The 17,384-nt window shown below is 62.7% G+C and carries 11 protein-coding genes and 2 pseudogenes; 5 read left to right on the top strand and 8 right to left on the bottom strand.

Features of this window, described 5'->3' with window-relative positions; all coding sequences use genetic code 11:
* Window positions 1-188: hypothetical protein (locus MMF96_RS16085; RefSeq protein ID WP_256884141.1), on the top strand; the 188-nt coding region annotated here is incomplete at its 5' end.
* A gap of 158 nt (window positions 189-346) precedes the next feature.
* Here MMF96_RS16085 and MMF96_RS16080 read toward each other — a convergent pair.
* Both MMF96_RS16080 and MMF96_RS19955 read right to left on the bottom strand, forming a co-directional pair.
* Window positions 347-1,498 (bottom strand): annotated as a pseudogene (locus MMF96_RS16080) (IS1380 family transposase); the annotation flags it as partial.
* 78 nt (window positions 1,499-1,576) lie between these two features.
* A complete protein-coding gene (locus tag MMF96_RS19955; protein ID WP_375141454.1) occupies window positions 1,577-1,855 on the bottom strand; it encodes a DUF4158 domain-containing protein in 279 nt (92 codons plus the stop codon).
* A 125-nt stretch (window positions 1,856-1,980) separates the two neighbouring features.
* Here MMF96_RS19955 and MMF96_RS16075 point away from each other — a divergent pair, with 125 nt between their 5' ends.
* Window positions 1,981-2,982 (top strand): tyrosine-type recombinase/integrase, encoded by a 1,002-nt coding sequence (locus tag MMF96_RS16075; protein ID WP_256884140.1) that lies wholly within the window; start codon window positions 1,981-1,983, stop codon window positions 2,980-2,982.
* Between the two features lie 60 nt (window positions 2,983-3,042).
* Here MMF96_RS16075 and MMF96_RS16070 read toward each other — a convergent pair whose 3' ends face one another.
* Together MMF96_RS16070 and MMF96_RS16065 are read right to left on the bottom strand one after the other, a co-directional pair.
* Entirely contained in the window at window positions 3,043-3,333 is a 291-nt protein-coding gene (locus tag MMF96_RS16070; RefSeq protein WP_256884139.1) for a hypothetical protein, read from the bottom strand.
* Window positions 3,334-3,357: 24 nt separating this feature from the next.
* Entirely contained in the window at window positions 3,358-4,026 is a 669-nt protein-coding gene (locus tag MMF96_RS16065) for an RHS repeat-associated core domain-containing protein (RefSeq protein WP_256884138.1), read from the bottom strand.
* A 244-nt stretch (window positions 4,027-4,270) separates the two neighbouring features.
* Here MMF96_RS16065 and MMF96_RS16060 point away from each other — a divergent pair, with 244 nt between their 5' ends.
* A complete protein-coding gene (locus tag MMF96_RS16060; RefSeq protein ID WP_256884137.1) occupies window positions 4,271-4,870 on the top strand; it encodes a recombinase family protein in 600 nt (199 codons plus the stop codon).
* 522 nt (window positions 4,871-5,392) lie between these two features.
* Here the strand turns inward: MMF96_RS16060 and MMF96_RS16055 are convergent.
* Together MMF96_RS16055 and MMF96_RS19810 are read right to left on the bottom strand one after the other, a co-directional pair.
* Entirely contained in the window at window positions 5,393-5,971 is a 579-nt protein-coding gene (locus tag MMF96_RS16055; protein WP_256884136.1) for a hypothetical protein, read from the bottom strand.
* 35 nt (window positions 5,972-6,006) lie between these two features.
* The gene (locus tag MMF96_RS19810; protein ID WP_256884135.1) at window positions 6,007-13,653 is read right to left on the bottom strand and encodes an FG-GAP-like repeat-containing protein; all 7,647 of its coding nucleotides are present in this window, start codon (window positions 13,651-13,653) and stop codon (window positions 6,007-6,009) included.
* A 350-nt stretch (window positions 13,654-14,003) separates the two neighbouring features.
* On the opposite strand from MMF96_RS19810, the pseudogene MMF96_RS16045 reads away from it, so the two are divergent.
* A pseudogene (locus MMF96_RS16045) lies at window positions 14,004-14,513 on the top strand (MBL fold metallo-hydrolase RNA specificity domain-containing protein); the annotation flags it as partial.
* Window positions 14,514-14,562: 49 nt separating this feature from the next.
* The gene (locus MMF96_RS16040) at window positions 14,563-15,429 is read left to right on the top strand and encodes a universal stress protein (protein ID WP_256884134.1); all 867 of its coding nucleotides are present in this window, start codon (window positions 14,563-14,565) and stop codon (window positions 15,427-15,429) included.
* Here MMF96_RS16040 and MMF96_RS16035 read toward each other — a convergent pair.
* Both MMF96_RS16035 and MMF96_RS16030 read right to left on the bottom strand, forming a co-directional pair.
* Window positions 15,426-16,532 (bottom strand): HAD-IC family P-type ATPase, encoded by a 1,107-nt coding sequence (locus MMF96_RS16035; protein WP_256884133.1) that lies wholly within the window; start codon window positions 16,530-16,532, stop codon window positions 15,426-15,428. The genes MMF96_RS16040 and MMF96_RS16035 overlap by 4 nt on opposite strands.
* Window positions 16,529-17,320 (bottom strand): hypothetical protein, encoded by a 792-nt coding sequence (locus tag MMF96_RS16030; protein WP_256884132.1) that lies wholly within the window; start codon window positions 17,318-17,320, stop codon window positions 16,529-16,531. Before MMF96_RS16030 ends, MMF96_RS16035 begins: the two co-directional genes overlap by 4 nt.
* Between the last annotated feature and the right edge of the window lie 64 nt (window positions 17,321-17,384).

The raw sequence follows: 17,384 nt of genomic DNA, 5'->3' as shown, positions 1-17,384 counted from the left end.
GCGTCGACGATCACAGACACCACCATCATCAGCCCCAACCACGCCACCAGGCAAGGACCCGCGGCACCACGGAAACGCACGAATTTTCGACACCCACTGGCGCGGCGCAGCCGCCCACACGCTGGGTAGAAACCGGCGGGTTCAACATGCGTGAGGCGTACTCAACGCACTCAGGCACCGAACGTTAGGACCTGGTCGCCGGCACGGTGAGATTCTCCGTTCAGAGCCACCGCCCGGACTTCAAACTGGGTGGTGGCTCTGAACGAGAATATCGGGTGGCTCTTAACCGCAATAGCAGGTGGCTCCGAATCGGAATATTGCTGGCTCTAAAACCTCCGAATATTCAAAAGAACGGCAGCTTGCCCAACCCCATGTTCTTCAGCGTCTTGATCCGATTCTCACACCTACCCCTGGCCCGATGCCTGACATCGAGGGTGGGGCCGTGCCAGCGCGGGGAGTTCGTGAGAAACGCGGTCACCCGATGCCCGTCCTGATCCAAGAGAGTTGCTTGCGCGCCAGGATGAAGAGGCTCGGCACGCAGGTACAGGTTCGTGCCCTCCGGGTAGTCCGTGAGCCCCAGAACGTCCGTGGCGTTCACGACCCACGCGTTCGTGCGTTCTTCGCCGGCCTGGTCAAGGGCGGGTTGCCAGTATTTCTTCTCGTTGATCCATGCCACCATGCGTGCCTTGGCCACCGGCACCGGGTAGGAGACACTGAACTGCACGCCCAGGTTGGCCAGGTAGTGAAGGAATTTCCGGGAAGCTCCGGCACTATCGGTGCGCACCAGCACCTTTTCCCCAATGAGTTTGCCATCTTGGTCGTAGAAGGCATCGGGGAGTTGGGCAATAGCAGCAGTGAAGATCTTGATGTGATCCTCAGCGGAGTTCGCCCCGGCATTGCCAGGACGCAATAAGGTCGCCAGGACCTCGCCACCGCCCTGGCCGGCACCGTAGTCAACACTGGCAACAAAGGGAGCGAACCCGTAGCCGCCCTTGTACGTGCCAACGGCTTGTTCCTTGTCACTGTGCGAGGTAACCAGTGTGGCATCAAGGTCCAGGATGAGCGGGTCCAGGGCCGTCGCTGCCAGGGCGGGGTTGCGGTCGCCAGCGGCTTCCCACACGCGCGAACGCAACTCACGCGCCATGGTGGCGAAGCCATACTCAAAGACCTCAGGGACCGCTGCAGCTTGCTGGAAGAACCGTGACATCGTCGCGTTCGAGGCAACCGCCCCGAACACCCCGGCACTGCCGCGCAGCATATCCAGATCGCTGACGTGTTCACCGCCGCCGGCGAGCATGACCGCCACGGAACCCACAATCCCGCCGGAACGGTGTCGGGCACCAGCGGGAACGAACTGGCTCAAACGGTCCTCACACACGTCCCGGAACCCCAAGGCATCAATGAAGGACGTCACCACGTTCAACCCTGCATGGGAGATCAAAGCCTGACCCGTCGTGGCAACAGGCAGAGAGGGGAAAATTCCGGTATTCTCGGACATCAGAAAGGTGCTTCTTTCAGCCGGTACTAAAGTGCGTCAACAACACTATTTTCCCAGCTCAGAAGCACCTTTCGCCGCTTAAACACACCCCAAAGCGCCACCTTCATGAAATCTCCGGGCTAACAGGCCCCGGACGTGATCGATGGCAGCGTCTGGGATCTCGTCAAGCTTCGGAAAGTAACCGATCCGCTGATAGGCCTTGAGCAGAAGCACAAGGGCCAGGCGGTGCCGATCCTCGTTGGTCCGGGATCCGGCCCAAGCTAGCTCATCGTCAGTGGGCGTGAACTCTTCGAGCAGCTCACGCCCCACCATTCCCGAGGACAGACGCGGATAGGCAGTGCGTGTGATTGCTGTCACCGCGCACCCACCTCTACCAGTTGGTCAGCCAAACCCGGACACCATAAAAACCGCCATCATTTCCCTCCTGACGTTGATCATTCCACACTTCAGATAACAGTGAATATCTGAAGTAGAATTCGGGCATGGCTTCAGATATTCCGCACAATGGCTTACCGCAACCCACCGGATTGCCTTCAGATATCACGCTGTTCCTAGCGAAGCCACGACACGGGCGCACCCCTGTCCCGCTGCCAGGACACTTCGCCGCGATCTGGGAGAGCTACGCCGCCGCCCTGGATACCGCCCCGCTCGATGCTGACACCCGCCGCGCCTATGCCTCACGGCTGCGCGGCTACCTCTCCTGGATCGCCGCCACTGACACCGGAAGTGGCGACCCGTTGACCGGGGCCGGGGCCCGCGACGGTGCGGTGCGGGACTACCGCACCCACCTGCAGACCGTCCTCAAACGCAAACCCACCACGATCAACGCGCATCTGGCTGCCATCGCCGATTTCTACACTCGTTCCACAAGCCTTGGCGTACCCCTCGCTGCCCGACTTGATCTGCCCCGCACCGTTTCCCGCGCCCTGGACGCGCGCGAGCAGACCCGGTGGCTACGCGCCTGCGAACGGTGCCTCAACCCCCGCGACCGAGCACTGGGGTACCTCGCCTTCTACGCTGGCCTGCGCATCAGCGAGATGGTCGCCCTTGACTGCCAGGACGTACCGCTCTCGGCCCGCAAGGGCCAGATCATCATCCGCTCCGGCAAGGGCCGGCGCTACCGGGAAATCCCTGCCCACCCCATCCTGCGCGAAAATCTCCACCTCTGGATCCACATAGAACGAACCGCCTGGACCAACGCCGAAACAAACCCCGCACTATTCCTCAACCGAAGGGGCGAACGCCTATCAGTCAAAGGCGCCGATGACATCCTCAACACCCTTGCCACAGATGCGGGCATCGAGGAATTCACCAGCCACCGACCACGCCATACCTTTGGAACCAACCTCGTCCGCGCCGGCAACGATATCGTCCTAGCCGCCGAACTCATGGGCCACGCCCGACTGGAAACCACCCGCCGCTACACCCTCCCCACAGCAGCCGACAGCCAATCCGCGATCAACGCACTCCCCACCGACAACTAATAGCTGCCACTTCCGGGCATATCCGACTCCACCCCCGTCCCCATATACTCTTTTTTGGGATCAATCTTCGGGATCGTTCAGTGGCAGGCCAGACTTTCTCTTCATTCTGTCGTCCTTAGCGCTACCCATCACTTTCCCTAGTCTGACGAACACGACGACACACATGGCAACCCAGCCAGCTAGGAAGACGGCAATGATCCCCATAGGTATGCTCAAAATCGCGGGCTTGGTTACAAGAGCCGTGACAGCCGCTAGTAGGAGGAATCCAAATCCGTACAGTACGGCTTTATTGAACTCAAAGTAGTAGCGGAGTGTTTTTTTACTGTATTTCTCGTCACGGCTCAAGGTCATTGCGACATCGTATCCTTACTCGTTTTAGCGATCACAGCCCGACGCACCGTTCTGCACCGGGTTGTCTGAATTATGCGTCAGAGTGCGCGCGCCTGCGCCTGCGCCGAGACCAAAACCAATGAAATCAAGACCACCGTTCAATGCTTTGGCGGAATCGTCTGCAATCACTCCAGCGTGCCCTGCGATTCCGAATGCAGACCCGAGGCCTCCAGTTGCCACACCAACAATGTCGAGACCGATCGTTGTTGAATCCCATTTTCCTTTAATCGACTCGGACCCAAGATCAGCGAGCAGCGTAACGCCGGAGGCAGCAAGTGCAAGCGCCTCCAATGGAGCAGCGCACTCAATTTGCAATGCGACTGCGCATACCAACGCACCAGCAGAGGCAACGACTGATGTTAGGGCCGCCGCCCCCGAGATTAAGTCGAGTGCGTCAGCCCATCCCCAGAGTCCGAGTGGATCGATTCGGTTGAGGGGGTTGTTGTTGGCATAGGTGTAGCGTTGACCGGTGGTTTGGTAGGCGGGGTCGGTGCTGGTGAAGGCGGCGGTGGTGGGGTCGTAGTAGCGGTTTCTGAGGTAGTCGAAGCCGGTGATGAGGTCTTGGTAGGCGCCGGTGAATCCCAGGGGTGTGGTGGCAGTTCCGGTGTGTGCGGTGAGGATGCCGAAGGCGTCGTAGGTGAAGGAGGCGACCATGGCGCCGGCGGCGTTGGTGATGGCGCGGATGGTGCCTAGGGCGTCGGTGCCGTTGCTTGAGAATTGATCACTTTATCGGCGGCCTGCGATCGATCTTCCCCGCACCAGCGGCCCGTAAGCCCGCCCTCCACCGGACACACCGGCCGCTGACCTGCTGCTTTGCAAATGGTGGCCCATGAAGTGTCCGTATAGGGTCTACGGTGATCTGTCCGGTGATGGGGCCCTATGTGACACACTGATCGACATGTCTAAGATCATGGTCGGCTATGCGCGCGTATCAACGGAAGAGCAAGACCTCACCGCCCAGCGTGATGCCCTGGCAGCCCTCGGTGTTGAGCCGGAACGGGTCTATGTTGATCATGGGTTTACCGGCAGAAACAAGAATCGCGCCGGACTTCGCGAAGCCCTCGCCGCGTGCCGGGCCGGAGACACGTTCGTCGTTACCAAGCTCGACCGCCTGGCCCGTTCCGTCCGGGATGCCCACGAAATAGCCGGCGACCTCGCCAGCCGCGAAATCAAACTCAACATCGGTGGCTCCATCCATGACCCCACCGACCCCATGGGCAAACTACTATTCAACGTTCTGGCGATGATCGCCGAGTTCGAAGCCGACCTCATCAGCATGCGCACACGCGAAGGAATGAAGGTAGCAAAGGCCAACGGCCGACTCCGGGGAAAACAGCCAAAACTCACCGTGAAACAAGAAGCTCACCTCCTGGAACTGCACGATGCGGGGGAATACACCATGACCGAGATGGCCGACCTATTCTCCATCAGCCGATCCACCATCTACCGCGCCGTTGAACGCGGACAACGCAGGGCAGCCGAACCAATACGCTCCTGATAATTGTGCAGTCAACTTCTCACGGAGCCCACCCAACACGAAGCCAAACTAAGCATCGGCGGCGCCGACCGCGATCCCACGGATCCCAACGGCCAGTTCCACCGTTCAAAGCCAGAATCAGCATCGACACACCCTAAACGTGAATTTCCGTACCGATCCTCCTCAGACCCCGTGACGTGGCGCGAAGACAGCAGCCAATTAAGGAGAGGAAACGCGCCACGCGTGATGGCCGCCCTACGCAATATTGCGATCACGGTCCTGCGGGTGGAAGGCGAAACCAACATCGCCAAAGCCACCCGCGGCGCACACAACTACCCACGCCGCGCCCTCAACCTAGCCGGCCTTACTATCACCTAAGCGACTTTGCAGACACCCTGATAGGAGCACTGGGCCAGTATTGGACGATAAACATCCCGGGACACCAAGCCCGTTCGAATGTTCATGGTAGGCCGGTCGATATGCAATTCTATCGCTTTCTTGAGTAACCCGCTTCTATTAGATACGGATAAATACGGGCTGTCACTAAGTATTTGATGAATGCCAAAATGGGCCCCACTCAAGTATAATATTCTTAAGATAAGAGCAGTTAGATTCACGTTCGAAGTAGGCTTCAAAGCTACCCCAGAGAGATTGAGAAATCTTCTCAAAATAAGATCTTCCTTCACTTGCAATTTCATGGAAATTATCAGAATCACCAAGATCATCGCTGAGGTTAACTATGTAATCTAAGACGTCACCCGGGGGACCCAAAAATAGTCTAATATAGGCCACCCTTTTTATCGAAACAATCACTTCGTTGTTGTCCTGCATTGGCCTCAGACAGTGAAATAGGATAACCCAGGCAAGGTCTAGCGAAGTCGGTGCGGGTAAATCAAGTTCCTCAAAGAGTTCGTTTATGTCGTTCAGAACCTCCTCTTTATTCAAGTCATTCGATTCAGCATCCGCAAGGTCCAAAATAACTGATGACGAAGAAAATGGCAGCCATTCCAATGATGCCTCTTGAATCTCCTCCAGCGATTCATTGAAATAATTATAATGCGCCACCGCGAGTAGCCATTTAGAGAAATATGCATTTGGCCGCATATTGAAAATCCTAACCATATTAGGGAAGATCCTATTGGCGAACAACAACCATATTACTCGCCCGGAGGTTTAAGTTTACCTTCTAATTGGCAACCAGTCCGCGTGTTTTCATACCAGTGTGCCTGGTAATTGCCCTTTAGGCCTGGAAATTCATGCGAAGTTGTTGCCCCCATTTTGGACCAATCATCAGCTTCACCCCCGTATTGACTAGTGAGTCGGTCAATATCACGAATTCCCTGTCCTCTCGCAATAGTCCTTCCACCGGCCGACATTCCTTCGTCAATGGCAAGCTGTTGAGACAGCCGGCCAGCTTGAGCAGCACTTTCCGCATATTCGGTTGCCGTAGCGACTTCACTTCCAATAATCACCGAGTCTGCGGCAGCGAGTTCCGGAGTTGCCAGGCCCGCGCTGGCCACATCTATAGCCACGCTAACGGCTATGATTCCAGCGGTCTCCCAAAACTGCGGATCGTTCCACCATGAAAGCCCCGTGGCGTCTGTGAAGTTGAGGGGGTTGTTGTTGGTGTAGGCGTAGCGTTGGCCTGTTTTTTGGTAGGCGGGGTCGGTGCTGGTGAATGTGGCGGTGGTGGGGTCGTAGTAGCGGTTTCTGAGGTAGTCGAAGCCGGTGATGAGGTCTTGGTAGGCGCCGGTGAATCCCAGGGGTGTGGTGGTGGTTCCGGTGTGTGCGGTGAGGATGCCGAAGGCGTCGTAGGTGAAGGAGGCGACCATGGCGCCGGCGGCGTTGGTGATGGTGCGGATGCTGCCCAGGGCGTCGGTGAGGAGGAAGTTCACGGTGCTGCCGGTGAGTTGTTCCAGGAGTTTTCCGCCGGGTCCGTAGATGAATTGGTGGGTGCCGTCACTGAGCAGGTTCGGGGTCGGGCTGTCATCCCAGGTGAACGGGGTGGTCGTTGCCCCGACGGTTTCGGAGGTTCGAAGGCCGGTTCCGTCGTACGTATATGTGGCGGATCCGGTGCTGGTGGTTGCGGCGGCGAGTTCGTCGGCGCCGTTGTACGTATAAGCCGAGGCGGTCCCGGTGGCGGGGGTGGTTTTGGTCCGGTTTCCGTCAGCGTCGTAGCTGTAGGCAGTCGCCCCCGACGGCACTGACGTACAGGAGGGACTGCTCACTGTGGTGGTCGTGGACCAGCAGGGCTGGTTGGCCGGGTCATAGGCCAGGGTGCCGCTGCGCAAAGTGGTGGCGTCCGCGGCGCCGTCGTAGCCGTAGTTGCTGGTCGTCCCGGTGCTGACTGACGTTGCGAGTTGTTCATTGGCAGTGTACGAGTAGGCCTGCACCCCGCCTGGCAGGCCGGTAGGGGTTTGCGCGGTGACCTGGTTGGCGTTGTCCCGGGCGTAGGCCAGGGACGCCAGGGTGCTGGCCCCGTTGCCCAGGGTCTGGGTGGTGAGGGTGTCTGCGGTGCTGAAGGAGTTGGTGGCCGTGGTCCCGTTGGGGTAGCTGATGGTGCCCAGCTGCCCGTCGGGGGTGTAGGCGAGGGTGGTTTTGTTGCCGGAGAAATCAGTGACGGTCGCCAGTTGGTTGTCGGTGGTGAAGGTTCGTGCCACGGGGGTGGTTTGTCCGGGGTAGGTGATGGAGGTCTGGTTGCCGTTGGCGTCGTAGCTGTAGGAGACGGTGTCACCGGCCCCGTTGGTGTGGGAGAGGAGCTCACCGAAACTGTCATAGGCCAGGGTGCTGGTGCCGGTGGCATCCGTCATGGCCAGTTCGTGTCCGTCAGGGTCGTAACTGATGTTGCTGACCGCCGGGGTGGAGTCGGAGTACGTTGCGGAGGTTTCCTGCCCGTCGGGGGTGTACGCATAGGTCGTGGTGACGCCCTTGGCGGTTTTCAGGCTGGTTTCCAGTCCTGCCGGGTCGTAGGTGATGGTGGTGGTGCGGTTGTTCGGGTCTGTGGTGGTGACTTGGCGGCCCTGCCCGTCGTAGCTGTAGCTGGTTTTGTGCCCTGCCCCGTCGATGGTGTCCGCGACGTGTCCGTCCGGGGTGTAGTCCGTCGTTGTGGTGGTGCCGTCGGGTGCTTTGGAGCTGACGGGCTGGTCGGCGGCGTTGTAGCTGGTCGTGCTGGTGCGGTTGTTCGCGTCGGTGCTGCTGGTCTGGTTTCCGTCGGCGTCGAAGGTGGCCCGGGTGGTGTGCCCGAGCGGGTCCGTGGTGGCGATCGTGTTGCCGTAGATGTCCCTCGTGTAGGTGATCGCCCCTGCCGCGGGCGGGGTGAGGGTGTTGCGGATGGAGGATCCTTCCGTCAGCCACAGGGACCCGTTGCTGCGCACGTCGAGGATGTCGGGGATTTTGTCGCCGTCGAAGTCCCCGAACCCGAGGAGCTTGTCGGTAGCGGTGTAGCTCAGGCCGGGGATGGCTACCCCGGCCTTGACCATGGGTGAGGTGCCACCGGTCCCGGCATAGAACAGGGTTGATCCGTCGGATTTGACACCGATCAAATCCGGGTGCCCGTCCCCGTTGATGTCACCGGCGGCGATGACCTGGCTGAAACCACCCCAGCCGGACCCAACTTGCACTCGGGTGCCGAAGGTGGGTGTCGTGCCCGTATGCATCGGGTAGAGCCAGAGCGCGCCGGTGGAGTCGATGGCCAGCAGGTCCGGTTCCTTGTCGCCGTTCATGTCCCCTGCCGCGATGACGTGGGTGAACCCGTTCCAGCCTGATCCGATCTGCACCCGGGTCTTGTAGGCACCGGACCCGGCGATTCCGGTGCCTGCGTAGAACCACAGCGCGCCATTGGCGTCACGGGCCACCAGGTCCGGGTGTCCGTCGCCGTTCAGGTCCCCTGTGCCGAGGACCATGTTGTAGATGCTCCAGCCGTTGCCGATGTTCACCCTGGGGTTGAACGCGGTCTCCGGGCTTAGTTTCCCGGTGCTTGAGTACATCCACAGGTAGCTGCCGGAGGAACTGTCCACAGTGACCAGATCCGGGGTTCCACCAGCGGCCAGGGACCCCGCGGCGATGAGCTGCGGGTATGCGGTCCAGCCGCTGGTGCCGACCTGAACGGACGTCGGAGTCAGCGGCCCCGTGGTGGCGGTGGCGGAAGTGCAGGGGGGCGTGACGCCCTTGGCCGTGCCGGAGGGCGCGACCGTGCAGGTGAGTTGCCCGCGCCCGGTGTCGTAGCCCATCAGGGTTTTTTCCCCGGCGGGTGTGGTGGTGGAAGTTTTCTCACCGAACGCGTCATAGGTGTAGGTGGTGGTGTTGCCGTTGGGGTCCTTCACGGTCGTGGCTTCCGAGGGGTGTGCCGGATCCGAGTATGTGTAGGAGCTCTGGTGGACGACCGTGGCCGGTGCCGTGGTGCCGGACTGGTTGCCGTCGGCGCCCTGGCTGGTTTGGAACTGCTGGGTCGTGGCTGGCATGCCGGCAGCGGTGTAGGTGGTGGTGGTTTCCAGTCCGGTGGGGGAAATGCTTTGAAGCAGGTGTCCGGCCGTGTCGTACAGGGCGCTGGTCGTGTTCCCTTCCGCATCGGAGGAGGAAATCTTGTCACCATACTGGTCATAGGAGTTCGTGGACGTGTTCCCGTCCGGGTCCGTCGTGGTGGAGATGCCCAGGGTTACCGGGTCGTAGGTGTAGGTCCACGTCCCGGCCTGTGCTGTGCCGGCGCCCTTGGTCTCGGAGGTCAGCAGGGAGTTGGCATCGTAACTGTCGATGGTTTTGTGCCCGGCCGGGTCCGTGGTCAGGGTCTGGCCCGCGGCCAGGCCCGCGGCGGCGTTGGGCCCGTAGGTAAACGTGGTGGTTTGCCCGGTGGCCGTGGACTGGGAAGTGACCCGGTCACTGCTGTCGTACACCATGGAGGTCACCGGGGCCGGGGTGCCGGTTTTGCCGTAGTTGTCCGGGCTGCGCATCGAGGCCAGCAGGTGCGCGGCCGTATACGTGTACTGGGTGTGGTCGCTGTTGTCCGGGCTGCCGGAGGTCCGGATGCTGCCCACCCCGTACACGTCGGTCAGGTTGTTGTTCGCGTCATAGGCGTAATCGACCTCCCGCCCGGTCTGGTCCTTCACGGCCGTGATGTGGGTGCCGGTCCAGGTGAACGTGTAAGTCCTCCCGGCCGGGTCCGTGACGGTGGAAAGGTGCCCGCTGGCGTCGTAGGCCAGGGTGGTCCAGTACGGGGTCGAGGACGTGGTGCCGGCGAGGTCGGTTTCTGCGGTCAACCGGCCCGTGGTGACGTCGAAGGTGAAGAACTGGGTGCCGCGGCGCACATACGTGTACGTGGAGCCGTTCTTCGTCAGCGTCGCGTCAAAGCGTGGTGCCGAGGCAGTGTAGGTGGTCCCGGAGAGGGTGAAGGGGACTTGGGAGCCGTCTTCCTGGCTGATGGTCACATTGCCTGAGGCGTCAGTATGCGCGGAGAGACCATAGTTATCGCTCCACCCCCAGCCAAAGGGTCCGTTGACGGCGTTGGCCCCGTTGGGGCCGGCCGCATCAGCCTGGGCGGAGGCGTAGGAGCGGGCCACTGCCAGCGGAGCACCCAGCCCGGGGGTAGAGAGGTCGGTGAATGAGTCGCCGAAGTATCCGGTGGCCGTGTTCACCGGGTCGCCGGCGGTGCGCTGGACGCAGCCGCAGTTCACCCAGGCCGGATTGGATCCCTTGGGTTCGTCCTGGACGCCGACCGGGCCGCCGATCGGGACGCCCGGGCTCCCGCCCATGGGAATGAAGGCAATCGCGTCGTAGGCTACGTCATAGCCGCCAGGTGTCATGTTGCTGGTGTTGGTCAGGGTGACGTTTCCGCCCGGGGCCATGGCAATCGTCGCCAGGGTCGCCCATTGCTCGGAGCCCCAGTCCTGGTTCACCCTAAACTTCCATGGCGCCGCCCCACCGCCGGGGTTGACCGTGTAGACGACGTCGGTTGCGGCGGCTCCGGTGGCCGGGAAGTGGACCTTGATCGTGTAGTTTTCCAGCTTGGGCAGGTTCGGCGTCCAGGTGCCGGTGTCGATCTGGTCCGTCGCCGACGCCGGCTGGGTGTGGTTGAACAGGATCCGCCCGCCGAAACCGGCACCGAGTTGATGGGTGTCGATCTCACCCGTGGCCTGCCCGGCCGCGTTCGTCCCGGGCGTGTAGGTGAACGTCCCATCACTGGACCAGTTCTCCCCGCCGCACCCGACCAGGTTGGCCGGCGGGCTGGACTGGTCATCAACGATGATCGGCGCCCCGCCCGGCCCGGAGGGGACCACGGACGGATCCAAGGTGCAGGTCGGCGGGTGCGGGTCCGTGTACACCGGCTCGGTGGACCCGGCCCCGAATTCATAACTGGAGGTCGCACACGTCGTTGAACAATTGCTGATCCAGGTGACAGGTGAATGCCACCAACATTCCAGATCAGACAGCGAGCAATAGTTGCCCGCCGAATCCGTCGGGTTACAGTCATTGGCGCTGGTGCACATGGCCGTCACCGGCGGGATCTGAACCCAATTGGAGGATGAGTTGTACGTCGGCTGGTCGTAGCCGTAGTACCCATAGCGTTGGATCGGGCTGGCCATCCACCCCAGGACCCGTTCCTGGTAGGGCCAGTCATACGGTGTGGCCGCATCCGCATAAGTGGTTTCCAAATAGGGTGCACGGTTGGGCGGGTAGTTCGGGTTCCTGGGGTTGTTGGACCAGCCCAAGCCCCAAGTGCCGTCGGGCCCAGCACACGACGGGCCGGGCGTGCACCCAGTGGTGTTGCCGAACGCCGCAGTGGGCTGCACCCCGGAGTTATAAGCCCACAGCGCGAAGTACCAGTTTTCCAGGTCCTTCGGGTCAGCGTTGTTGGCCGTGATCCCGGAGGCATAGAGCTGGTTCCAGTCCTGCTCAAGGATCTGCAGGCCCGCGGCAATGTTTTCCTGATAGTCGACCGCGATCTTCGTCTGCCCGGCCGCGGAATACGTCGTGTCCCCGGCCCGCATGCCCGTGGTGACCTGGGCCAACCCGTAGCCGCAGTCGGCGTTGGGATAGTCGATGCTGTCAATGGAACCGGCCGCACCGTAGTAATCGCCAATAAGAGGGTCCCCGGCGATCCCTGGCAGCGCATGCCAGGAAGCCTGGTCGAAGTTGCTTTCCTGCGCCAGCACCCCCAGCATCACCGACCGGGGCACCGTCGTCTGGGTGCTCGTACCAGGGTGGGACAAGGGGACCGGCGGGAAATCAGTGCCCGGCGCATAGGCGCCCAGGCCCATGTTCGCAAAGTTCGCCGGACGAGTGTACGAGGTACCGGTCAGCAGACCCTGTTCGTCCATCTGCGTGGCCCAATCAACCTGCGCGTTCGACGGCTGCATCACCTGCGCATTGGCATCCAGCCGCGGCACCGCACACGTCGCCGTGCCGGTGGTGTCCGTAACCGTCTGGGCGACCACAGTCCCCGCCATCCGCGCCACCACGGGTGTCAGCAATGCTTCCTTCTGAATGGACGGCGCTGCAACCTTCGCTGCCGGAGCCGGCGAAGGGGCCGCACTGGCGGACGGGCCCGGCGACGACGGGGCAGCCTTCGGCACAGGCTTTACAGCCGGGCTCGGCGACGGCGAAGCCTTTGCCGGAGCGGACGGCTTGGCCGCGGCGGCAGGCTTGGGTGCCTTGGTCGCTGCCGGTCTCTTCACGGCTGGCAGGATGGGAGCTCGTTGGGACTGCGCTGTCACGCCAGCCGGAACGGTATGGGCGATGGCCGTCGCGGCCCTGACCTTGTTCAAGGGCAGGGCCCGGGAAAGGACCTTCCCCGTCACTGTCGCCACCGCCACGGCGACGGGGTTTGAGGCGGCAGCCTGCTGGGCGGCACTCACCGCCGTGCCTTTGCCCACCGGGGCCGCAGTGACGGCGGCACTGAACACGGCATCACCGTCAGCAGAGGCGGCTGAGGGAGGGGCGGGGAGGCCGGAGGCATCCACGACCCGCACGGAGGTCGATCCTGCCGAGGCCGGCACGCCCGTGGCAATGTTATGCCCGGCACGGCCGGCGAACAGGGCCACCTTGTCCATCGGGCCCGCGCCCCGACGCATGATCTTCCCCAATGACTCATGAAGCAACGCCGTGCTCCGGCCACCGGGCTGTACCGACAGCAGGTCAACGCCGCCGCCGGCAGAGGGGCGCAGGCTGAACGGTTGCCCGCCCACCGCCGTCACAGTCATCGGTCGCGTCACCGTGCCCGCCGGCGCGGACGACGGGAGACTGACCAGGGTTGAACCGGAAACGGCCACGAGGCCGTTCCCGGAAGGCACGGCCGAAGTAACCTGCCCGGCGACCTCAACGGTTCCCGTGACCTTCCCCGCCGCCAGATCGGTGCTGACCAGCTCGGTGCTTTGCTCGTTCTCGCCCAGGCTCAGGGTAAAGACCGCACCGTCGCCCACACCGCAGCCCGGGGAATAGTAGTCAAGGCCCACGCCGCTGATCAGCGGGGTGACCTTTCCGGTGGAAACCTGCACCGAATACGCAAAAGCGCCCCGATCCAACGCTATTGGCGAGTTCACCGCCGACGACGGCAACACGGCCACGGCCACATACTTCCCGTCACCGGAAACGCATTGCGAACCAACCCAGGAAGCGGCGTCAACGTCCTGCGGCTTGATCGTCGCGATGGTCGTCCAAGCAAAGCCGGACGCTTCCCGGGAGAGCCCGATGTGGTAACCGGCCGAGTCACCAAAGCCGGACACCGCCATGTCCGGTGAGGACGCAGCCTGTGCCCCGAAATCCGAGGCCTTCACCGCGCCCACCGTGGAGGCCTTCGCTACGGCAGGCTTCACCACAGGTTCCGCAGCCGATGCCCCGGCAGGGAACACTGCACCAAACAGACCAACCGCAACCACTGAGGCGACAACACCAAACAATGAGCGGCCATGCTTGCGCCCAAAAACGAGACCAGCCATGAGAAATCCCCATACAACGTTCTACGGCAACACGCTCGGACCCCCCGTCCGCGATGCCAAACATCACTGTAAAGACAGAAACGCCAGAAAGATTGTTAGGAAACGCAACTAAAACATAACTTTTATATAACGATCGACCACCCCGGCTGCCCAAACCCTCCCGTTACGGACACATGGAATCGAACCCGGTACTACCCCTTTCAGGCGTATCCTGTTCCACCCCCCGTGACGAGCACCATCTGAACCAGCGGGACTTTTCGGCCATGTACCAGCTCGCCACCATGACCCGGACAGCAGATGAATCCAAGCTTCTTAACCTTCGCGGCGGACCGATGATCATAATCTCCGCCAGTGGAATGCTGACCGGCGGTAGGATCCTCCACCACATCAGTGCCTACGGCAGTGACCCCAGGAACGCAATTGTCCTGGCCGGCTACCAGGCTGCGGGAACACGTGGCGCGGCCCTGGCCCGGGGCGGGACGACCTTGAGAATCTACGGCGATGACGTCCCGATCAGGGCGGAGGTCGCTGCGATGGACGGCTTCTCGGCCCACGCCGATTCGGATGCGCTGGTGCACTGGATGCGATCCGCACCCAAGGCACCGCGGATGACCTACATCACCCACGGGGAACCCGACTCGGCCGATGCCCTCAGGCTCCGCATCAAGCACGACTTGGGCTGGCCCGCCCGCGTCCCGGAACACCTGGAAACGGTCAGCCTGCAGAATCCACGGTAGATTCCCACCAAGGAGCACAAATCCGGCCCCACACAGCACAGGAGTGCACATGTCCAACACCATCGTCGTCGGCAGCGACGGGTCACCCGCGTCCAAGGCCGCAGCGGACTGGGCTGCCCGGCGAGCGCACCGGTACGGCAGCGACATGCGCCTTGTCTTCACCGTACCTGACGCCACGGACCCGGGCTTGGCATGCCGGTCCAGGGCCGGTTTCGAAGCGGCTGCCCACACCCTTGATGAGGAACGGGCCCGGTTGGCGGCACTGTTTCCGGGATTGACGATCCATACGACCATCAAACACGGTGAACCCGTCGCGGTCCTGGGGGGACTTTCCCATGAGGCCGGCATGGTGGTGGTGGGCAGCGACAAGCCCGCCGACGCACATGGCGAGGGCTTTGGCGCCGTCGGCCCGCAACTAGTGACCCGCAGTGCCTGTACCGTGGCGATCATTCCCGTCCTCGAAACAGCCCGAACCGGCGTGGTCGTGGGGGTTGACGGCTCCCCGGAAGCGGACCTGGCACTCCAGGTGGCCTCGGGAGAGGCAGAGATGGACGGGCAGACACTGACCGTTGTACACGCCTTGACCCACACCGGACCGGGGACGCCGGGCAAGCCCCGGGACGGGCAGGTAATGCCTGGCGCATTGGAGGCCGGAGAAGAGGTCCTCGCAGCCGCCGTGGCTGCCATCGCGGCCCGCCGTCCACGGCTGGAGGTTCACCGCGTGCTTGACACACGGCACACCCCTGCCCAAGCCTTGGCCTCGGCCGCCGGGGGATCGGGATTGCTGGTTGTGGGCAGCCGGGGCGGCGAGAGCGTCAGGCACATGCGGCCCGGCGCCATCGGCTCGGTTGTCCTGGCCCGCATTGGCTGCCCCCTGCTCGTGACCACGGGCCCAGGCACGTCAGGAAATGCCTAGTCTGAAATCGTCCCGTCCGCACCCGTCCGGTCCTCGTGTACCTGCACCGTGGGGCGGGCTGGCAGTGGCGCTGCCGATGGCGTGGCGGCCGGACCTGCCGCGGTGGCCATTTCCCTCGGTTTCAGTGACCGCAGCGCATTGAGAATGGTGGCGAGATCGACGAGTTCCTGGCTCAGCGCACCGGGCACGGCAGGTATGAGTCCGGCGGCGGCCGCGGCCATCAAGCCTACGCTCAGCACGATTCCGATCCAGATGCTTTGGACGGCAATGCCGATGGTTTCCTGGCCGATCCGTACGGCCGTGGCCGTCTTGGCCAGGTCATCGACCATGATGACGACGTCGGCAGACTCGCTGGCCGCCGTGAATCCCTTTGCACCCATGGCCATGCCAACGTCGGCAGCGGCCAGCACGGGTGCGTAGTTGATGCCGTCCCCGACCATCATGACCGGGCGTGGCGACAGCATCCGGACTACGGCGACTTTTTCCTCGGGCCGGCAGCCGGCTCGCACCTCCGCAATCCCTGCCAGGTCGGCGACATGCCCCGCTGTCGACGGTGCATCGCCGGTCACCACCATCGTGCGTTGCACGCCCAAGCCCGCCAAGGAGGAGAGCGTTGCCTTGGCGTTTTCGCGCAGGGGATCCCTCATGATGAGGGCGCCGGCATAGGTGTGGTCAATCCCGACATAAACGGCGAACTGGCCGCCGGCAAGGTCTTCCCCGGCAATGGGCCCGCAGTCCACTTGGAGGAAGGAACGCTTTCCCACGGCAACGTGGTGCCCGTCCACCATTGCGCAGATGCCCTCGGTTGCATGTTCCACTGCTTCAGAGGGCCGTGAGAGGTCCAGGCCCCGGGCCAACGCCGCGCCGACCACCGAGGAGGCGAGGACGTGCGAGGAATGTAGTTCCGCCGAGGCGGCGAAGGCCAGCAGCTTTCCGAAAGTGAGCGCAGGTGCCAGCCCACGGGCCGGCCTGATTTCCTCCAGTGCCGGACGTCCGTGCGTCAGTGTTCCCGTCTTGTCGAAGACCGCGGTCCGGATCTGGGTGAGCTGTTCAAGGGTTCCGCCATCTTTGACAATGATCCCGTTTCTGGCTACCCTGCTCACGCCGCCGAGAAATGCCACGGGGCGGCGATCAGCAGCGGGCAGGGGGTGGCCACGACGAGCACTTCCGCGAATCGCAGCGCCTGGCCGCTGATCAACCAGGCCACGCCGCCAAGGACCAGTCCCAGGACTGTGAAGGGGACCGCATAGCGGTCCGCGAGGCGGACCACAGGTGCCCCGCTGGCGGCTGCAACCCGGACCAGGGCCACAATTCGGCTGTATTGTGAGTGTTCTGCGGCCGCGGTGGCAGCAAGCCGCACGGCGGCCGCGCCATTGCCGGAACCGCTGAGAACGCTCCCGCCCCGGACCAACTCCACCGGCAGGCTTTCGCCCGTAATGGCGGACTCGTCGAAGGACCCGGCGGCGGAGAGCAGCCTTCCGTCGACCGGCACCACCTCGGCCGGGCGGAGCACCAGGACATCCCCCGGCACGATCTGGGTTGCAGCGACATCTTCCAGCTTCCCTCCGGGTTGCTCCCGGTGCGCTGTTTGTGGGACACGGTCCAGCAGCGCACTGAGCTCGCCCTTGGCCCGCGCCGTGGCATAGTCTTCCAGTGCCGAGCCTCCGTAGAGCATCAGCACCACGATCAGGGCCGCAATGTATTCGCCGACTGCGACAGTACTGACAATGGCGGTGAGAGCCAGGATGTCAACTCCCCAGCGGCCGTGGACCATGTCACGGATCATGACCGCCCCGCGCTGAACGGCGGCGGCCCCGGCGAAAACGCTGCCCAGGACTTGGGCACCGCCCTGGTGGCCCAGAACCCATAACATCAGGACAACGCCGCCCACAAGGAGAGTGGCTGCGAACGTGGGGTGGCGGTGGATGAAGCCCCCTGATGCCGCGCGTGATCTG

It is taken from the genome of Arthrobacter sp. STN4, from assembly GCF_024539665.1.
In the GTDB taxonomy this organism is placed as follows: Bacteria; Actinomycetota; Actinomycetes; order Actinomycetales; family Micrococcaceae; genus Specibacter.
Note: the sequence above shows the minus strand (reverse complement) of the source record. Positions and strands in the feature narration are given on the sequence as shown.

Bases quoted from the DNA above. Each gene is read 5' to 3' on its own strand.
- MMF96_RS16075 (WP_256884140.1), top strand. From the start codon at position 1,981: ATGGCTTCAGATATTCCGCACAATGGCTTACCGCAACCCACCGGATTG.
- MMF96_RS16070 (WP_256884139.1), bottom strand. From the start codon at position 3,333: ATGACCTTGAGCCGTGACGAGAAATACAGTAAAAAAACACTCCGCTAC.
- MMF96_RS16065 (WP_256884138.1), bottom strand. From the start codon at position 4,026: ATGGTCGCCTCCTTCACCTACGACGCCTTCGGCATCCTCACCGCACAC.
- MMF96_RS16060 (WP_256884137.1), top strand. From the start codon at position 4,271: ATGTCTAAGATCATGGTCGGCTATGCGCGCGTATCAACGGAAGAGCAA.
- MMF96_RS16055 (WP_256884136.1), bottom strand. From the start codon at position 5,971: ATGGTTAGGATTTTCAATATGCGGCCAAATGCATATTTCTCTAAATGG.
- MMF96_RS16040 (WP_256884134.1), top strand. From the start codon at position 14,563: ATGTCCAACACCATCGTCGTCGGCAGCGACGGGTCACCCGCGTCCAAG.